Source organism: Pseudovibrio sp. Ad46 (genome assembly GCF_001623065.1).
GTDB lineage: Bacteria > Pseudomonadota > Alphaproteobacteria > Rhizobiales > Stappiaceae > Pseudovibrio.
Genome location: NZ_LMCG01000068.1, coordinates 177,483 through 193,318 on the forward strand (window position 1 = coordinate 177,483; position 15,836 = coordinate 193,318).

A 15,836-nucleotide genomic window follows, 5' to 3' on the forward strand; every position below is an offset into this window, starting at 1 on the left:
AGGTTCGCACTCCAGATGAGAGGTCGAGGAAATTCCTTCAAGACCGCGGATCCAGCCCCCTCTCTTCAAAATACGCGATTGCTGTGTTCAGGCCGTTCAGGGCGGCGGGTACGCCTGCATAGACCGCCATTTGCCAGATGACTTCAAGGATCTCGGAGGGGCGTGCCCCTGAGTTCAGCGTGTGCTCGATATTCATGACCAGTTGCGGCCCTGTATGCCCACCCATCGCTGTCAAAGCCGCAATGCTGCACAACTGCCGGGTCTTCAGGTCAACCCCTTCCCGGCCATAGTGCTTGTCGTAGGCCCAGTCCACCACACTTTCAGACATACCGGGCACCGCAGCATCATATTTATCAGCAAGCTTCTTCTTCAGTTCGGGATTTAAAATACTCAGGACTTTCTCCGCATTCATAAGCCAGTCTCCTCAAGCCATAAACAACCACCGGTCAGTCTTGCCTACCTGCCTCCTCTTGAAAATCGGTGTGTTAATCACCGAGAAGTTGAGGTGATTGCCGCAAATACTCGCGCTGCAGCACCTTCAGTCCAGCCTGTACCTTGGGCTCGCCAGACCATCTAAGGAGCTGAAATTGTGAGAAAAGAGAGCCCCCTTACAAAACCGGCAACACCTACTGTTTATTCCGCCTCAGATCTGCTAGGCATTTTTACGAGGAACACACTGGACTGCGGAGCCGCTGAATGCTTGAAGACCTTCAAACCCCTTGCCTTTTGCTTGATGAAACCGCAATGCGCCGAAACATCAAAGGCATGGCAGACAGGTTCAAACAGATCGGCGTTCCGCTGCGCCCACACCTCAAGACAGCCAAATCCATCGATGTCGCCCGGATACTGCAAGAGCACGGTGCAGACCGCTGGACCGTCTCAACGCTGAAGGAAGCAGAGTACTTTTCCTCCTTTGGCCTCCAAGATATCCTCTATGCCGTCTCCATCATCCCGCAGAAGATGGAGCGCATCATGCACCTCAACCGCACAGGCGCTCAAATGTCCATTTGTCTGGACAGTACCGAGATGGCAAAACACCTTGCTACCATGACACTGGACGGCCCAAAGCCCCGCGTCTATCTGGAGGTCGATGTAGACGGTCACCGCACTGGCGTAAAGGCAGATCAACAGCGCGCGGTAGATGTCGCCAGATTACTTGCAAACGCATCTAACGTGGAGTTCGCCGGCGTTATGGCCCACGGCGGCGGCGTGAGTTATGCAGCAAACGGCAAGCAGGAACTGGAAGCCGCTGCGGAACAGGAGCGCACAGCAACACTTGCAGTCAAAAGCGCCATTCTGGAAGCAGGCCTGCCCTGCCCGCACGTCAGCATCGGCTCCACACCAACAGCCCTCTTCGGAACATCATTTGATGGAGTTTCTGATGTTCGTGCAGGGGTTTACGTGTTTCAGGATGTGTTTCAGGCCAACCTTGGCATGTGCGCCATGGAAGATGTGGCTGCAACTGTACTCACCAGCATCATCAGCCATGCCCCACACCTCAACCGCATCGTTGTAGATGCTGGCGGACTGGCACTCTCCAAAGACCGCTCGAGCGCAAGCCAAAGCAATGACTGCGGTTTCGGCCTGCTAAGTGATGCAGATGGACACATCGACCCGCTGCTCTACGTGCAAGGTGTCAGCCAGGAGCATGGCTACATCACCACCAGAGACGGAAGCCCTCTTCCCTTCGAACTATACCCTCTGGGATCACAGCTCCGTGTTCTGCCCAACCATTCTTGCATGACTGTCGCCGCCTATGAGGGGTACAATATGATCGACGGAGACCATGAAGGAGAGTGGTGGCCGCGCTGTAACAGGTGGTAGGTCAACCCATTCAATCAATTATATCGGTCACTTCTCATTGAGCCCTACAGATTGTCGCACTAGGAAATTGATTGGCAAAAGTTTTTTCCAATTGCGGTACTCTGAATCTCCCGTGGATATCACCGTTTACCAATCAAGATTTGTGGTGAAATTGAGTCTTTTTGGCCACCTCTAGGTGCTGCCTTGAACTGCAAAAGTCGATTTTCCACGCCCAGCACTAATATTTCAAACATCGCATATCAGCTATGCAAAATTGACCTACCTACATTATACTTACTATAATGTACTTAGAGCGCGCCTAAGTGAAAATGCGGGCGCCCTGTTGCACTGTTTCGCAAACGCACAAAATTCGCGCCTCTAAACACGCAATTTCATAAGTAAATTCATAGGACTAGAACCATTCCAGACCTCTTCGCAACGCACACAACTTGAGCGAGTTATATCACTACCCACAATTGGCCGCCCAATATCCAAAATGTATGCATTTGTATAATTCTGCCTTGCATTTTTTGCAGGTCTGCCAGCCATTTCGGAATTGACATAAATCAAGATGCGGCCCCACTTGAAGCGTACAGTCAATGTCAACAAGCACTGGACGCAAGGAAGCGTAACTCTCTGCAAGCCTTTGGAATTTACTTGTAGCACCACGCTAAATTGCTCAAATGATGAAGGACCTAAAAATGGGCGTTCACCAGAACATCGATAAAGCTACCGCCGACACTCTTCCTTTTCTGAAAGACGACGGACCCAAGGCTTACGCAGGTTTCAAAAAGGGTGACTGGAACAAAGAAATTGACGTGCGCAATTTCATTCAGCTCAACTACACCCCTTATGAAGGTGCTGACGACTTCCTTGCTGGCCCAACCGCTGCAACAACCAAACTCTGGGACAACGTTCTTGAGTTGATGAAAGAAGAAAACAAGAAAGGCGTTCTCGACGCTGATACTGAAGTTGTTTCTTCTATCGTTTCTCACGCACCAGGCTACATCAACAAAGACCTCGAAAAGATCGTTGGTTTGCAGACCGATGCCCCATTGAAGCGCGCTTTGATGCCTTACGGCGGCCTGAAAATGGCAGCAGCCGCTCTGGAGAGCAATGGTTACAAACTTTCAGAAAAAACCGCTGAGGTCTTCTCTAAGCACCGCAAAACACACAATGACGGTGTGTTCGATCTCTACACTCCGGAAATTCGCCGCGCTCGTTCCGCTGGCATCGTAACCGGCCTTCCAGATGCTTATGGCCGTGGCCGCATCATCGGCGATTACCGCCGCGTTGCGCTGTACGGCATCGACAAGCTGATGGAAGACAAGAAAGCACAGCATGCTTCTCTGGACGGCAACGTCCTGAACGAAGAAACGCTACGCCTTCGTGAAGAAATCTCAGAACAGTACCGCTCCCTCGCTGAACTGAAGGAAATGGGCGCTGCACACGGCTGCGACATCAGCCGCCCTGCAGAAAATGCTCAAGAAGCTATTCAGTGGCTTTACCTCGGCTACCTTGCTGCGATCAAAGAGCAGAACGGTGCAGCCATGTCTCTGGGCCGCACAACCACCTTCCTTGACGTATACATCCAGCGCGATCTGGACAAAGGCATCATCACGGAAGATGAAGCACAGGAACTGATGGATCACTTCGTTATGAAGCTCCGTATGGTTCGCTTCATGCGTACTCCAGATTACAACGCGCTGTTCTCTGGCGATCCGGTATGGGTAACTGAATCCATCGGTGGCATGGGCGTCGATGGCCGCACACTGGTCACCAAAAGCTCCTTCCGTGTTCTGCAGACCCTTGTGAACCTCGGCCCTGCACCAGAACCAAACCTGACCGTTCTGTGGTCCGAGCATATGCCTAAGGGCTTCAAAGACTACTGCTCAAAGATCTCCATCGAGACATCTTCTGTTCAGTACGAAAATGATGACCTGATGCGTCGTTACTGGGGTGATGACTACGGTATCGCTTGCTGTGTATCTGCAATGCGCATTGGCAAGCAGATGCAGTTCTTCGGCGCCCGTGCCAACCTTGCAAAAGCAATGCTTTACGCAATCAACGGCGGCATCGACGAAAAAACTGGCAAGCAAGTTGGTCCAAAAGCACACCCAATCACCGGTGACGTGCTGGAATGGGATGAGCTGGAACCACTTTACGACCAGATGCTCGACTGGATTGCAAAGGTTTACGTTCAAGCATTGAACTGCATCCACTTCAGCCACGACAAGTACAACTACGAGCGTGTTGAAATGGCGCTGCATGACCGCGACATCCTGCGCACCATGGCATGTGGTATTGCTGGCCTGTCCGTTGTTGCTGACAGTATCTCCGCAATCAAAAACGCGAAGGTCAACATCATCCGTAACGACGAAGGTCTCGCAGTTGATTACGAAATTGAGGGTGATTTCCCTTGCTTCGGTAACAACGATGACAGCGTTGATGTGATTGCAGAAGACATCATGAAGAAATTCATGGGCAAAATCCGCAATCAGCCAATGTACCGCAATGCGACACCGACACAGTCTGTTCTGACCATCACATCCAACGTGGTGTACGGTAAGAAGACTGGCTCTACTCCGGATGGACGTAAAGCAGGTGAACCATTTGCACCGGGCGCAAACCCAATGCATGGCCGTGACCAGAAGGGCGCAGTGGCTTCCATGAAGTCTCTCTGCAAACTTCCTTACGAAGACAGCCAGGACGGCATCTCCTACACCTTCTCCATCATCCCGGGCGCACTGGGCAAGGACGAAGCTGAACGGATCGACAACCTGTCCCACCTGCTCGACGGTTACATGCATGACATGGGTCACCACATCAACGTGAACGTGTTCGACCGCAAGACCCTGGAAGACGCAATGGAACATCCTGAACTGTACCCACAGCTCACCGTTCGTGTCTCCGGTTACGCAGTGAACTTCATCAAGCTGACCCGTGAACAGCAGATGGATGTGATCAACCGTACATTCCACGGTCAGCGCTAACAGCACTGGGCCAACGGTCAGCGCTGATAACGCTAACCTCTCAATCTCCAAGACAAGGCGCGGGACTCAGTCCCGCGCCTTCTTTGCTGCGACAAATCCGCTGAAACGTGCTCCAATTGCTCAAAATGAGTGCGACAGGAGCGCACATGCACCTAAAATGAATGGCTGCGTTGCACAATTTCATCTTTAAAAACAAGGTCAAAGGCCTTACTTTTAAAGCATTATAAAAAGCAGAAGCGGCCAGAGGAAAAATCCTCACTCCCTATCAAAAACAGGCCGCTCGCAAACAATGATAAAGGACGCCAGCCATGCAAGACACCATGGGCTATGTTCACTCAGTAGAAACAGGCGGAACGGTAGACGGTCCGGGCCTGCGCTACATTGTGTTCACCTCTGGCTGTCCGCTGCGTTGCCTGTACTGCCACAACCCGGACACTTTGAAACTGAAAGCTGGCAAACAATCCTCCGCCTATGAGCTTTTGAAGGACATCTCCACCTACCGCACCTACTTTGAAACCGGTGGCGGCGGCCTGACCGTGAGTGGCGGTGAACCTATGGCACAAAAAGAGTTCCTCAAAACGCTTCTTTGGGGCTGTAACCAGATGGGCGTTCACACCACCGTGGACACGTCCGGCTACTTGCACGCCAACCTTGATGACGAAACCATCGACATGGCAGACCTCTACCTGCTCGACATCAAGTCCTGGGTGCCAGAAACCTACAAGAAGGTCACCGGTGTTGAAGTTGGCCCAACCCTTGAGTTCGCAAAGCGTCTGGAAAAGATGGGAAAAGACGTCTGGATCCGCTTCGTGCTGGTACCGGGCCTCACAGACGCCACTGAAAACGTTGAAGGCGTCGCAAAGTTCGTCTCCGAGCTTGGCAACGTAAAGCGCGTTGATGTGCTGCCCTTCCACAAAATGGGCGAACACAAATGGCAGTCCATGGGCAAAGCCTACCAGCTCAAAGACACCCGCGAGCCATCAGCCGAAGAAACGGAAGCTGCCAAAGAAACCTTCCGCAAGTACGGATTGGACGTACACTGAACATCTGCCATGCTTAGGCCACAGGCGCCCCAAAGATACCTGTCGATTACATAGGTTCTCCTGATTTTCAGGAAAAAGTCGCCACAATACATACTCAGACTAGCCCTCGAAAACATGGGGGCTTTTTCATGAGTAAACGAGTTATCCTCGGTGGGCTGGCTATGCTCACCGCAAGCGCATCAGTTGCAGATGCAGGCTTTAATCAAAGCAGAGCGGAAAAATTCGCCAGGAAAAACGAAAAACATATCATCTGCTACTACCTCTACGGCTTGACGAACCAGAGCAGCAAGCAGGACATCGCCAGAGGCGTCATCACAGCCATGGCCTATGCCAAAGGCATGAAGAAGCAGGAAGCCATCTACGCCCTGGGCTACGGCTCCGGCAAGATCTCCGCCATTCTGGAAGCCGACCCAGACCACCGCGAAGACCTGATCGAAGAACACAGCAAAAACTGCAAATAATAGGATTAGCTAGTAGTTAGCTCTTTGGCTACTAGCTCTCCTTCCCGCACTTTTCTTTAGGACGAGCATCAGATGATACTACCCCTTGAAGAAACACTAACAGAATAATAAGTGTGAGAAGTCCGATAGCCACATAACCCGCTATCGCATATCCTTCCTCGACACTGTCCATTGGCGTTTTTCGCGTAAGATCGAAATGCTCGGTAAGCATTTCAGTAAACTGGATAAAGAATGCTTTATCCCTGTAGTTAAAATCTGCATAGCGATAATCATCGGCTTGCTTATAGCGATCTGCAATCTCTATAAGCAAATCAAATACAGGCTGCTCTTCACTAGCCTCAAAGGAACTATCTACTCCCGCATCGAAGGCGACATACCCCTTTCGATCATATACAATTACCTGAGCCTTGTTTATGAGCTGATCTGCCATTTTGAAATTATATGATAGGACAAAGTACTGTTTATTTTTCAGCAGTTTTGGGTGCACAATCCATTCTGAAAATGCGCAATTCTTCCCAATGGCAAAACAAGCTTTTTTTACTTGTCTTCGTAGGCTTGCTTCAATTTGTACAATTAGTTTTGGAGCAGTCTGGCTATCCCAATCCCCAAACTCAACAAAGCCTGAAGACTTGGCAGACGAAACAACCAGATCAGCAATACCGCTTAGAGGCTTGAGGATTACAGCATCAACACCATAACAGTTCGGTGAGAGTATCCTCGACCTCAAGTAGTCACAAACAAGAGCTGATTGCAAAATTTTGGTTTCATTATCTGGCACTCCCCAGGTCCCCCTAGTCAACTCAAGTCGTCGAACACCATCACCATAGATAGCAGCTTGCCCAATTGAATAACTTGATTGCAAGATGAATGCGAACAGACATGCCAACGGGATAAGAAAAAATTTCAATTTCAACATTAATAGAACTTCACCACGATCAAAGGATGCAGACCGCATCTTTATGTGGAGCGCATGTGAGTCGCAACTATAGATTGCACCCATGAAAGTTCTTATTTTTGAAAAAGGCTGCTATCGGTGTGATAGCAGCCTATTGAATTCTCAGTCTCGAAATCCCACTTTACTGCGGTTTTCCAAGCACTCTCAGCACGTCACCCTTGGAAACAGCGCCTTCATAGCCCATTTCACTGCGGATATGAGAGACCACCTGAATACGCTCCGCATTGTCCCTGGCAAGTTTGCCGGTACCGTGCCACAAGCTGTTCTCAAAGCCAATCCGCGCATGTCCACCATGACCAAACGCCAAAGCACCACACGCCGTCTCAGCCCGCCCAAACGCGCAAAGCATAAACGGGTTATCCTGCGCAATATGAGCTGAAGCATCGCGGGCGCTAAGGAAACCAAGCAGGTCACGCGGATCGCTCTCCTGATCCTTAGCATAACGGCCAAGCACATAAAGCTGGCTGCCATACCCGGCAGGAACAATGCCCTCACCCATCAGCAGATCGAGACGAGCTACATCTTCCGGAGCATACAGGATATGCTGAACCGCACGGCCCGCTTCCTTCGCTTCATGATAGAACCGGCGCGCCAGATCCATATCACCGCCTTCCGGCGCCATTTCACGCATGGCAACAGAAACAGCCTCAGGCTCTACAGCAGCAACAACATCATACTGTTCCTGTGCACTGTACCGGCCAACCGCTTCAGTGGTGATCTGAACAGCCAGTTCAGGGCACTTGGCCGTCACTTCAAGGATAAGCTCCTTGTAAAGGCCAGCATCCAGAACATGCTGTCCCTCAGCACCGCGCACATGGGCATGGAGGGCATCCGCGCCCTCCGCTTCCACGCTCACTGCACAGGCAACGACGTCTTCAATCGTCACCGGCAGCTGCGGATGATCCGCTTTGCCACGACGCGCACCATTTGGCGCACTCATGATGAGCCGCTTTGTCATCAGATAGAAACTCCAGCCTGCGTGAAACTCTCTTTCATTGCAAGGCTTAGCTTCTCAACGATCTCAGTGATATGACTGTCATCAATGATGAATGGAGGAGCAAGAAGAATGTGATCCCCCGTTTTACCATCAACCGTACCACCCATCGGGTAGCACATCAGACCGGCCTTCATTGCATTCTGCTTCACTTTCGCATGAAGCTTTAAGGACGGATCAAGCGGCTCTTTCGTATCCCGATCTTTCACCAGCTCAAGAGCACGGAACAGACCACGGCCACGAATGTCAGCCACATATGGGTGCTGACCAAACTCATCATGCAGAGCAGCAGACAGCTTCTCACCCATGGTGCGCACATGTTCCATACGGCCTGGAGCCGTCAACTGGTCCATCACAGCAGCACCAGCAGCAGCAGCCAGCGAATGCCCCATGTAGGTATGACCATGCTGGAAGAAGCCAGAGCCCGTCGCGATAGTGTCATAGATCTCTTTAGAGCACAGCATCGCGCCAAGTGGCTGATAACCAGCACCAATACCCTTCGCAACAGCAACGATGTCCGGGCGAACCTCATCTTCGTTACACGCGAAGATATGACCGGTGCGGCCCATGCCACACATCACTTCATCCAACACAAGCAGGATGCCGTACTTGTCACAGATCTCGCGAATACGTTTCAGGTAGCCCTTAACAGCCGGTACCGCACCCATGGTTGCACCAACAACAGGCTCAGCAAAGAACGCAGCAACCTTCTCCGGTCCAACACGCAAAATCTCTTCTTCAAGAAGGTTGGCGGAACGCTGCCCGTATTCTTCGAGCGTTTCACTCTCTTCCTTGTAGCGATAAGCGTAACAAGGATCGATATGAGACATTTCGATCAATAATGGACCGAACATTTCACGGCGCCACTTGTTGCCACCAGCGGAAAGCGCTCCCAGCGTATTTCCGTGATAGCTCTGCCAACGCGCAATCATATGCGAACGTTGGTGTTCTCCCTTTTCAACAAAGTACTGCCGTACAAGTTTAACAGCAGACTCCATTGCCTCCGATCCACCTGAAACCAGATAGACACGGTCAATGCCTTCAGGAGCTTGGGCCACCAGTTTATCGGCAAGCTCTTCCGCCGGCTCACTGCCAAAAAAGCCAGTGTGAGCGAACGAAAACTTATCCAGCTGGTCCTTAATCGCGTCGATCACTTGTTCATTAGAGTGACCAAGGCAGGAAACCGCGGCGCCCCCACAGGCGTCAAGGTATCTCTTACCAGTGGAATCAATAAGGTAGCACCCGTCGCCTTTAGCAGCTGTTGGTAGTGTTACACGGGTATTTCTAGGAAAGATGTGGCTCATTTTACAGCCTCCGGGCTGTAGCTCTGTTGTTCGATTGACCGTCCATAGACACGCAAAACTACGCGTGACATTTTGCACAGGCACCACATTGCCTACGTCAAAGTACTTGTCCATAAAAAACTATGAAATATCTCCAGATTGTGATCGGAGACACCCGCACAAAAGACAGTTGAGATATTTTACTACAAATTCCGGCAATAAAATTAGACGGAGCCACACCCAACTACGCAAAACCCCGTGCAGCTTACGTGAAAGTTACTTAGTCGCCGAAAGACTCACTCAGTAAAATCTGAACGACCTAGAGCACGCCCGAAGCCGTACGCCGTGTCTGGCGAAGTATCCAGTGTGGCTTTTTCTGCGAAAACATCAAAAGCGTCATGACCAGCGTCAGCGCTTCAGCCACAGGCAGTGCGTAAAACACGCTCATCGGCCCAATCACAAACCACAGGACAACGATCAGCAGCAGCGGCATTACCAGTGACCGGGACACAGCAATCAGTGCCGACTGGGTCGCACAATGCATACCTGTAAAATAGCCGGAAAACGCGATGTTAACCCCGTTGAACAGGAAGACAGGCCAGATCACACCAATGATCTCAATCGTCAGCTCAACTGTCGACTGATCTGCATCTCCAACAAAGGCACTTGCCAGCAACATGGGTTGGAAAATCAAAAGGCACGCCAGTAACAAGCCAACAACGAAGTTGGTCCCGACCCCAAGCGACAGAAACTGATAAATCCGCCGCGGTTTTCGTGCACCAAAATTGACACTCACCAGAGGCCCAAGCCCCTCACCCACGCCATAAAACACCATGATACCGCTGAAGAACAGATAGTTCACAATGGTGAAAGCAGCCACGCCTTGCGCACCGATTTCGGTGATCAGGATCCAGTTGAACAGGAACACGACAACACCGCCAGAGCTTTCATTGATGAACTCAGACAGACCATTATAGGCAGCCGTGTACATCACCCGCCAGGATCCAAAGGGCCGTAGAAACCGCAACTTGGCGCTTTTATTGGCGAAATGCAAAAGCAGAAACAGCATGCCAGCCTGACTGGCCAGCCCCGTTGCCAGCGCAGCACCCCAAACGCCCCATCCCAGATACCCAATCATCCAGGCATCCAGCACAATGTTGACCGCAGTGATCATCACCATGCCGGCAAGGGAAAAGTTGGGGCGCCCGTCAACGCGGACGAAATGCGACAGCGCAACCGCAAGGCTCAAACCAGGAAAGAACCAGGCAACGGTGAAGATATACGTCTCCACCATCTCAGCAGTCTCCGTGTTTGCACCAAGCATCCGTGCTGCTGTTGGTGTAAAGATAAGCAGCAATGCCGCAAACACCACGGAAAAGGCCAGGACGCTGATCAGTGCCTTCATAAAGATGTTGGAGGCATCTCTTTCCCGTTTCTCACCGATGAATTTGCCTGCCATCACGGCAGCGCCAACGGTCAGCATTACCACCACGCCAAAGTAGAGTGCAAACATAGGCGTGATCAGGCTAATCGCAGCCAAAGCCGTCGCGCCAACAAAGTTTCCGACAAAGATGCCATCAACAATACTGGCAGACGCAATGGAAATCATGCCAAGCACAGCAGGAACCGCAAACCGGAAAAACTCTTTCGCCGGATGTCCCCTGATCATCTGCTCGTTTGCCATTGCCACTGACATGCTTTCCCCTTTGCCTTCGAGAGCGCCCTCCCGCATTTCCGATCAAAATTGAGAAGAATTTGAATTTGAACGATTGATCAACTTGGACATACGCTCAATTTCGTGCTATGTCAAGATTGACCAATTTAAAGAGATAATCTGGAACGCTATATGGCCTATCTGGCGAAGGAAGAACGCCGCAAAGCAATCATTCTGGCAACACTGGATGTTGTGAAGGAAAATGGGTTTGCTGGCATCACCACCCGGGCAGTCGCCAAGCAACTTGGAGCCGCAACCGGCATTCTTCACCACCACTTTAAATCACTCACAGATTTAAAGTGCGAAGCCCTGCGCTACCTGTCTCAAAAAAACGGCGACAATTGCATCTCGGTCTCCAAAGACCTTCCTCCAACACAAGCCCTGCTCCGTCTCATCAGCTTCAATGCAACTCCTCAGGAAAAGGCAGAGACCAGCATATGGATCAGTGCAGCAGATGAAGCCAACAGAGACCCGGAGTTTGCGCGTGTCTACGGTGAAGAAACCAACAAAAGCCATGAATGGATCTGCAACAACCTCAAGGAAGGTGTCCGGTCTGGCGAGTATACCCTCACCCTGCCCGCTGAACTTGTTGCATGGAAACTCATGTCATTGGCTTTCAATCTTTATGACGTGTCCAATCTGCCCGACACAGATCTGACACCAGACATGGCCGTCCAGATCCTTAAGGACGAACTGAAGTCAACACTCGGCCTCGACAGCAAAGACCTTGCGTCTCAGCTGCTTTCGAGCCATTAAGGTGAGACTTGATCACCGCACAACTTCAGAGAGCTTTCATGAAGAAGATCCTCATCCTCAACGGACCGAACCTGAACTTGCTTGGAATGCGCCAGCCAGAAGTTTATGGCTCCACCACGCTTGCAGAGATTGAAGATCAGTGCCGCGCCCACGCAAAACAGCTGGGTGTAGACCTGGAATGCAAGCAGTCCAACCACGAAGGCGAGCTGATCGACTGGATTCACCAGACCCGCCAGACGCGGACCGCAATCGTGCTCAATGCAGGCGCTTATACCCACACCTCAATTGCAATCATGGATGCAATCGCCAGTGTGGAACGCCCGGTGATCGAACTCCACCTATCAAACATCCACCAGCGAGAAGAGTTCCGCCACACTTCCTACATCTCCAAGGTCGCAAACGGAATGATCTGCGGTCTCGGCGCGCACGGTTACACACTTGCCATGGACGCTGCACTTCGAATTTTGGAAGAAGAAGACTAAGCAACAGTTCGGCTCAGCCACTTTGTCTCATCGGGCGAACTCAGAAAACTCAAGCGCTCTATGAGTTCATTTGCCGTTATACTGTGCAACAACAACAAGCCCCAGAACGGGCTTTCCATCCTCAAAACGCGGCGTAATTTCATCCAGTTCAATAAGTGTAAAGTCGTTATCCGCCAGCACCTTGCGTAGATAATCAGCAGAATGGGCAAACCTTCCACGATTGCTCATCACATATGGTTTTTCTGAAAAAGCCTCGTCTGCCGCTGTTTCCGTTGTGAAAATGACCTTGCCATTAAGCTCAATGTTCTTCGCAAGGCCAGCGACAGCCTCCTCCAGTGCCCCAAGATAAATAAATGTATCGCCAGAGATGATTAAGTCCCAGCGTTCATCCCAGTCGTTCTGCAGGAATTCAGTCAGATCATTCAAATAAAGATCGTCATAAAGACTTTTCTGATCGGCCTTCTCAAGCATCCCTTCAGAAAGGTCTACTCCCGTCTTATGCAGTACAAGATCGCCGATTACCTCAGTGCACAAACCAGTGCCACACCCTAAATCCAAAAGGCGTTTAAACCTGCCCTCTGTGAACTTGCTGACCATCTCCTGAATAATCAGAGGCACCGCATAGTTGAGCTGTTTCGTCAGGTGCTGATCAAAGTTGTCTGCATAATTGTCAAAAGTCTTGCTCACACACTGCTCAGGCACTGTGTCAGGTGTGTAATTCTCATCGTTCGATCCAGATGCCAACTGCTCTTGCTCGATAGCGCTTAAATCCTGCTCTACATTTTTTAAAGCAAGCTGCTCAGCTTCTTCGGTCTTACCTGCCTCTTTAAGATCCTGCACCTGGCAGTCGATCAAGAACTTTTTGAGCGCAGCATGTATTGGATTGTCTTCATCGTCTGAATTGAAATTGATGTTCATCATCGTGACATGCCTCTGCCTAAAGCAAACAAGGTGTTTTTCATAAAAGGACTAGATCAAAAAAAACATGATGAAGACTTACGTTGCTTGATAAATATCTCTTTGTATTTTTGTCAGACAGTTTGGATGCGCTGTTGTTTTTTGGTCGTCCCGTGGGGCGCGACAGGCTCACCCTCGCACTCATAAGCATATGGGCGATTAGCCTTACCGGAGGAGCCAAGCCTTCAAATCAGTCGTAATTCTTGGAACTACGCAGCTTCTTGATGTTGCCGCGCTGCTTCTTCCCTTCCATTCGCCGGCGCTTGGAGGCCAGCGTTGGCCGTGTGGCTTTGCGCGTCTTGGGCACATAAGCTGCTTTGCGAATAAGCTCCAGCAACCGCTCCAACGCATCTTCTCGGTTGCGCTCCTGCGTGCGGAAGCGATCAGCTGTCAAAACGACCTCGCCCTTCAGCGTCAGGCGTGAGCCTGCGATCTTGCGCAAACGAGTCTTTAAGTCATCCGGGAGAGTCGCATTTCCATCCAGATTGAATCGCAATTGCACGGCAGAAGACACTTTATTCACGTTTTGACCGCCCGGTCCGGACGCCCTGATGAAGTCTTCTTTGATGTCGCGTTCCTCAATTGAGTAGCGCTCATTCACCTTTATTTTTTTGCGCTCGCTCATCTGGCCCGCCCGTTACATCACGCATGCATAGCATTGATTGAAATAAGAAATTTTACTCTTTGGTCAAAAAACAACCAGTAAAGCAACAGTGCACGCTATAATACCAGCCCCTCAGATTTGCAAAGTTTTACGCAACATAGCCACGCTCCACCGCAGGTATAGGCGAACGTATAATGCACGTATATGTTTGATATCGCTTGATTTAGTCAGTTCTTCTACCTAGTCTCGAATCCATATCCTGCCAGAGGGTAAAATAATTAAGGCGCTCAGCCGAACAAGCAATATTCGTCTCAAGCGTTACTGGAGGGGAAATGACAGAGACTAACATATTGGCGCGGGACGAGATCCAAGAGATCACCGGCCTGACTACAAACAACCTTGATGCCTACTGGATGCCATTCACGGCAAACCGGCAGTTCAAGAAAGATCCACGCCTTCTCGTGAAGGCCAAGGACATGCATTACACCGCCGCCGATGGCCGTCAGATTCTGGACGGCACAGCAGGCTTGTGGTGCTGTAATGCTGGCCATGGACGCCAGAAGATCGTCGAAGCTGTGCAGAAGCAAGTCGCCGAGCTGGATTACGCACCTGCCTTCCAGATGGCACATCCAAAGTCCTTCGAGCTCGCGGCCCGTCTAGCAGCTCTCATGCCAGACCCGCTGAACCACGTGTTCTACACCAACTCCGGTTCTGAGAGCGTTGAAACCGCCCTCAAAATGGCACTGGCCTATCACAAGGCTAAGGGAGAAGGCTCACGGACCCGCCTGATTGGGCGTGAACGCGGCTATCACGGTGTCAACTTCGGCGGCATTTCTGTTGGCGGCATGGTAGCCAACCGCAAGCAGTTTGGTGCGATGCTCGCTGGTGTTGATCATATACGTCACACCCATGGTATTGCAGGCAATGAGTTCAGCAAGGGCGTACCGAAAAACGGCATTGAGTACGCTGAAGACCTCATGCGTCTCATCCAGCTCCACGACCCATCCACCATTGCAGCAGTGATTGTGGAACCAGTTGCGGGCTCCGCTGGTGTGATCCTTCCACCAGAAGGCTACCTGAAGCGCCTGCGCGACATCTGTGATGAGCATGGCATCCTGTTGATCTTCGACGAAGTCATCACTGGCTTTGGTCGCCTGGGCACTCCGTTCGGTGTCGATTACTTTGACGTCATCCCGGACCTCGTCACCACGGCCAAAGGCCTCACCAGCGGCGTTGTGCCAATGGGTGCGGTGTTTGCCAGCTCCAAGGTCTATGACGCATTCATGACCGGACCTGAGCATCTGATAGAGCTGTTCCACGGCTACACCTACTCAGCTCATCCACTTGCCTGTGCAGCTGCTCTGGCAACGCTGGATGTCTACGCTGAAGAGGAGCTGCTCACACGCGGCGCCAAGATGGCCGCGTATTGGCAGGACGCACTTCACTCCCTGCGTGATTGCCCGAATGTGATCGACATCCGTAACATCGGGCTGATTGGTGCGATCGAGCTGGAGCCGATTGCAGATGAGCCGACCAAGCGCGCATTCACAGCCTTCCTGAAAGCTTATGAGAAGAACATTCTCATCCGCACCACAGGCGACACAATCGCAATGTCTCCACCACTCGTCATCTCAGAAAGCGAGATCGACGTACTGGTTGGCACACTACGCGATGTCCTTAAGAATCTGGATTAAGCTCCTGTTTCAGCATGGAATTTCAAAGAGGCGCCCCAGCGCCTCTTTTTATATACCGCAACGTTATAAGTAACTTACACGCACATTCTAAAGTTAA

Annotated in this window: 14 protein-coding genes; 7 read left to right on the forward strand and 7 right to left on the reverse strand. The window is 51.1% G+C overall.

The window, feature by feature from the left end; all coding sequences use genetic code 11:
• Positions 1–37 precede the first annotated feature (37 nt).
• Positions 38–412, reverse strand: a complete 375-nt coding sequence (locus PsAD46_RS18080; protein WP_063307535.1) for a carboxymuconolactone decarboxylase family protein — start codon at positions 410–412, stop codon at positions 38–40.
• A gap of 284 nt (positions 413–696) precedes the next feature.
• Between PsAD46_RS18080 and PsAD46_RS18085 the strand changes: the two genes are divergently transcribed.
• The 4 genes from PsAD46_RS18085 to PsAD46_RS18100 all read left to right on the forward strand — a co-directional run bounded on the left by PsAD46_RS18085 (position 697) and on the right by PsAD46_RS18100 (position 6,300).
• Positions 697–1,824 (forward strand): alanine racemase, encoded by a 1,128-nt coding sequence (locus PsAD46_RS18085; protein ID WP_063307536.1) that lies wholly within the window; start codon positions 697–699, stop codon positions 1,822–1,824.
• A 680-nt stretch (positions 1,825–2,504) separates the two neighbouring features.
• Complete coding sequence (gene pflB, locus PsAD46_RS18090) at positions 2,505–4,796, forward strand: formate C-acetyltransferase (RefSeq protein ID WP_208980784.1); 2,292 nt, start codon at positions 2,505–2,507, stop codon at positions 4,794–4,796.
• Positions 4,797–5,104: 308 nt separating this feature from the next.
• Positions 5,105–5,839, forward strand: coding sequence for a pyruvate formate-lyase-activating protein (gene pflA, locus PsAD46_RS18095; RefSeq protein ID WP_063307537.1), 735 nt, complete (start codon positions 5,105–5,107; stop codon positions 5,837–5,839).
• A gap of 128 nt (positions 5,840–5,967) precedes the next feature.
• On the forward strand, positions 5,968–6,300 hold the full coding sequence (locus tag PsAD46_RS18100; protein WP_063307538.1) for a hypothetical protein: 333 nt from the start codon (positions 5,968–5,970) through the stop codon (positions 6,298–6,300).
• Positions 6,301–6,331: 31 nt separating this feature from the next.
• Here PsAD46_RS18100 and PsAD46_RS18105 read toward each other — a convergent pair whose 3' ends face one another.
• The 4 genes from PsAD46_RS18105 to PsAD46_RS18120 all read right to left on the reverse strand — a co-directional run bounded on the left by PsAD46_RS18105 (position 6,332) and on the right by PsAD46_RS18120 (position 11,228).
• Complete coding sequence (locus tag PsAD46_RS18105) at positions 6,332–7,078, reverse strand: hypothetical protein (protein ID WP_153040780.1); 747 nt, start codon at positions 7,076–7,078, stop codon at positions 6,332–6,334.
• 298 nt (positions 7,079–7,376) lie between these two features.
• On the reverse strand, positions 7,377–8,213 hold the full coding sequence (locus tag PsAD46_RS18110) for a 3-keto-5-aminohexanoate cleavage protein (protein WP_063307540.1): 837 nt from the start codon (positions 8,211–8,213) through the stop codon (positions 7,377–7,379).
• A complete protein-coding gene (locus PsAD46_RS18115; protein ID WP_063307541.1) occupies positions 8,213–9,553 on the reverse strand; it encodes an aspartate aminotransferase family protein in 1,341 nt (446 codons plus the stop codon). Before PsAD46_RS18115 ends, PsAD46_RS18110 begins: the two co-directional genes overlap by 1 nt.
• Before the next feature lie 298 nt (positions 9,554–9,851).
• Positions 9,852–11,228, reverse strand: a complete 1,377-nt coding sequence (locus PsAD46_RS18120) for an MATE family efflux transporter (RefSeq protein ID WP_063307568.1) — start codon at positions 11,226–11,228, stop codon at positions 9,852–9,854.
• 150 nt (positions 11,229–11,378) lie between these two features.
• Here PsAD46_RS18120 and PsAD46_RS18125 point away from each other — a divergent pair, with 150 nt between their 5' ends.
• Entirely contained in the window at positions 11,379–12,002 is a 624-nt protein-coding gene (locus PsAD46_RS18125) for a TetR family transcriptional regulator C-terminal domain-containing protein (RefSeq protein ID WP_063290862.1), read from the forward strand.
• Positions 12,003–12,040: 38 nt separating this feature from the next.
• Entirely contained in the window at positions 12,041–12,484 is a 444-nt protein-coding gene (gene aroQ, locus PsAD46_RS18130) for a type II 3-dehydroquinate dehydratase (RefSeq protein WP_063290863.1), read from the forward strand.
• 66 nt (positions 12,485–12,550) lie between these two features.
• On the opposite strand, the gene PsAD46_RS18135 is transcribed toward aroQ, so the two are convergent.
• Together PsAD46_RS18135 and arfB are read right to left on the reverse strand one after the other, a co-directional pair.
• Entirely contained in the window at positions 12,551–13,405 is an 855-nt protein-coding gene (locus tag PsAD46_RS18135; protein WP_063288831.1) for a methyltransferase domain-containing protein, read from the reverse strand.
• Between the two features lie 226 nt (positions 13,406–13,631).
• Positions 13,632–14,066 carry an alternative ribosome rescue aminoacyl-tRNA hydrolase ArfB gene (arfB, locus tag PsAD46_RS18140; RefSeq protein WP_057466233.1) on the reverse strand — a complete coding sequence of 145 codons (435 nt, stop codon included), beginning with the start codon at positions 14,064–14,066 and terminating at the stop codon, positions 13,632–13,634.
• A 311-nt stretch (positions 14,067–14,377) separates the two neighbouring features.
• On the opposite strand from arfB, the gene PsAD46_RS18145 reads away from it, so the two are divergent.
• Positions 14,378–15,739, forward strand: a complete 1,362-nt coding sequence (locus PsAD46_RS18145) for an aspartate aminotransferase family protein (RefSeq protein ID WP_063307542.1) — start codon at positions 14,378–14,380, stop codon at positions 15,737–15,739.
• Positions 15,740–15,836 lie beyond the last annotated feature (97 nt).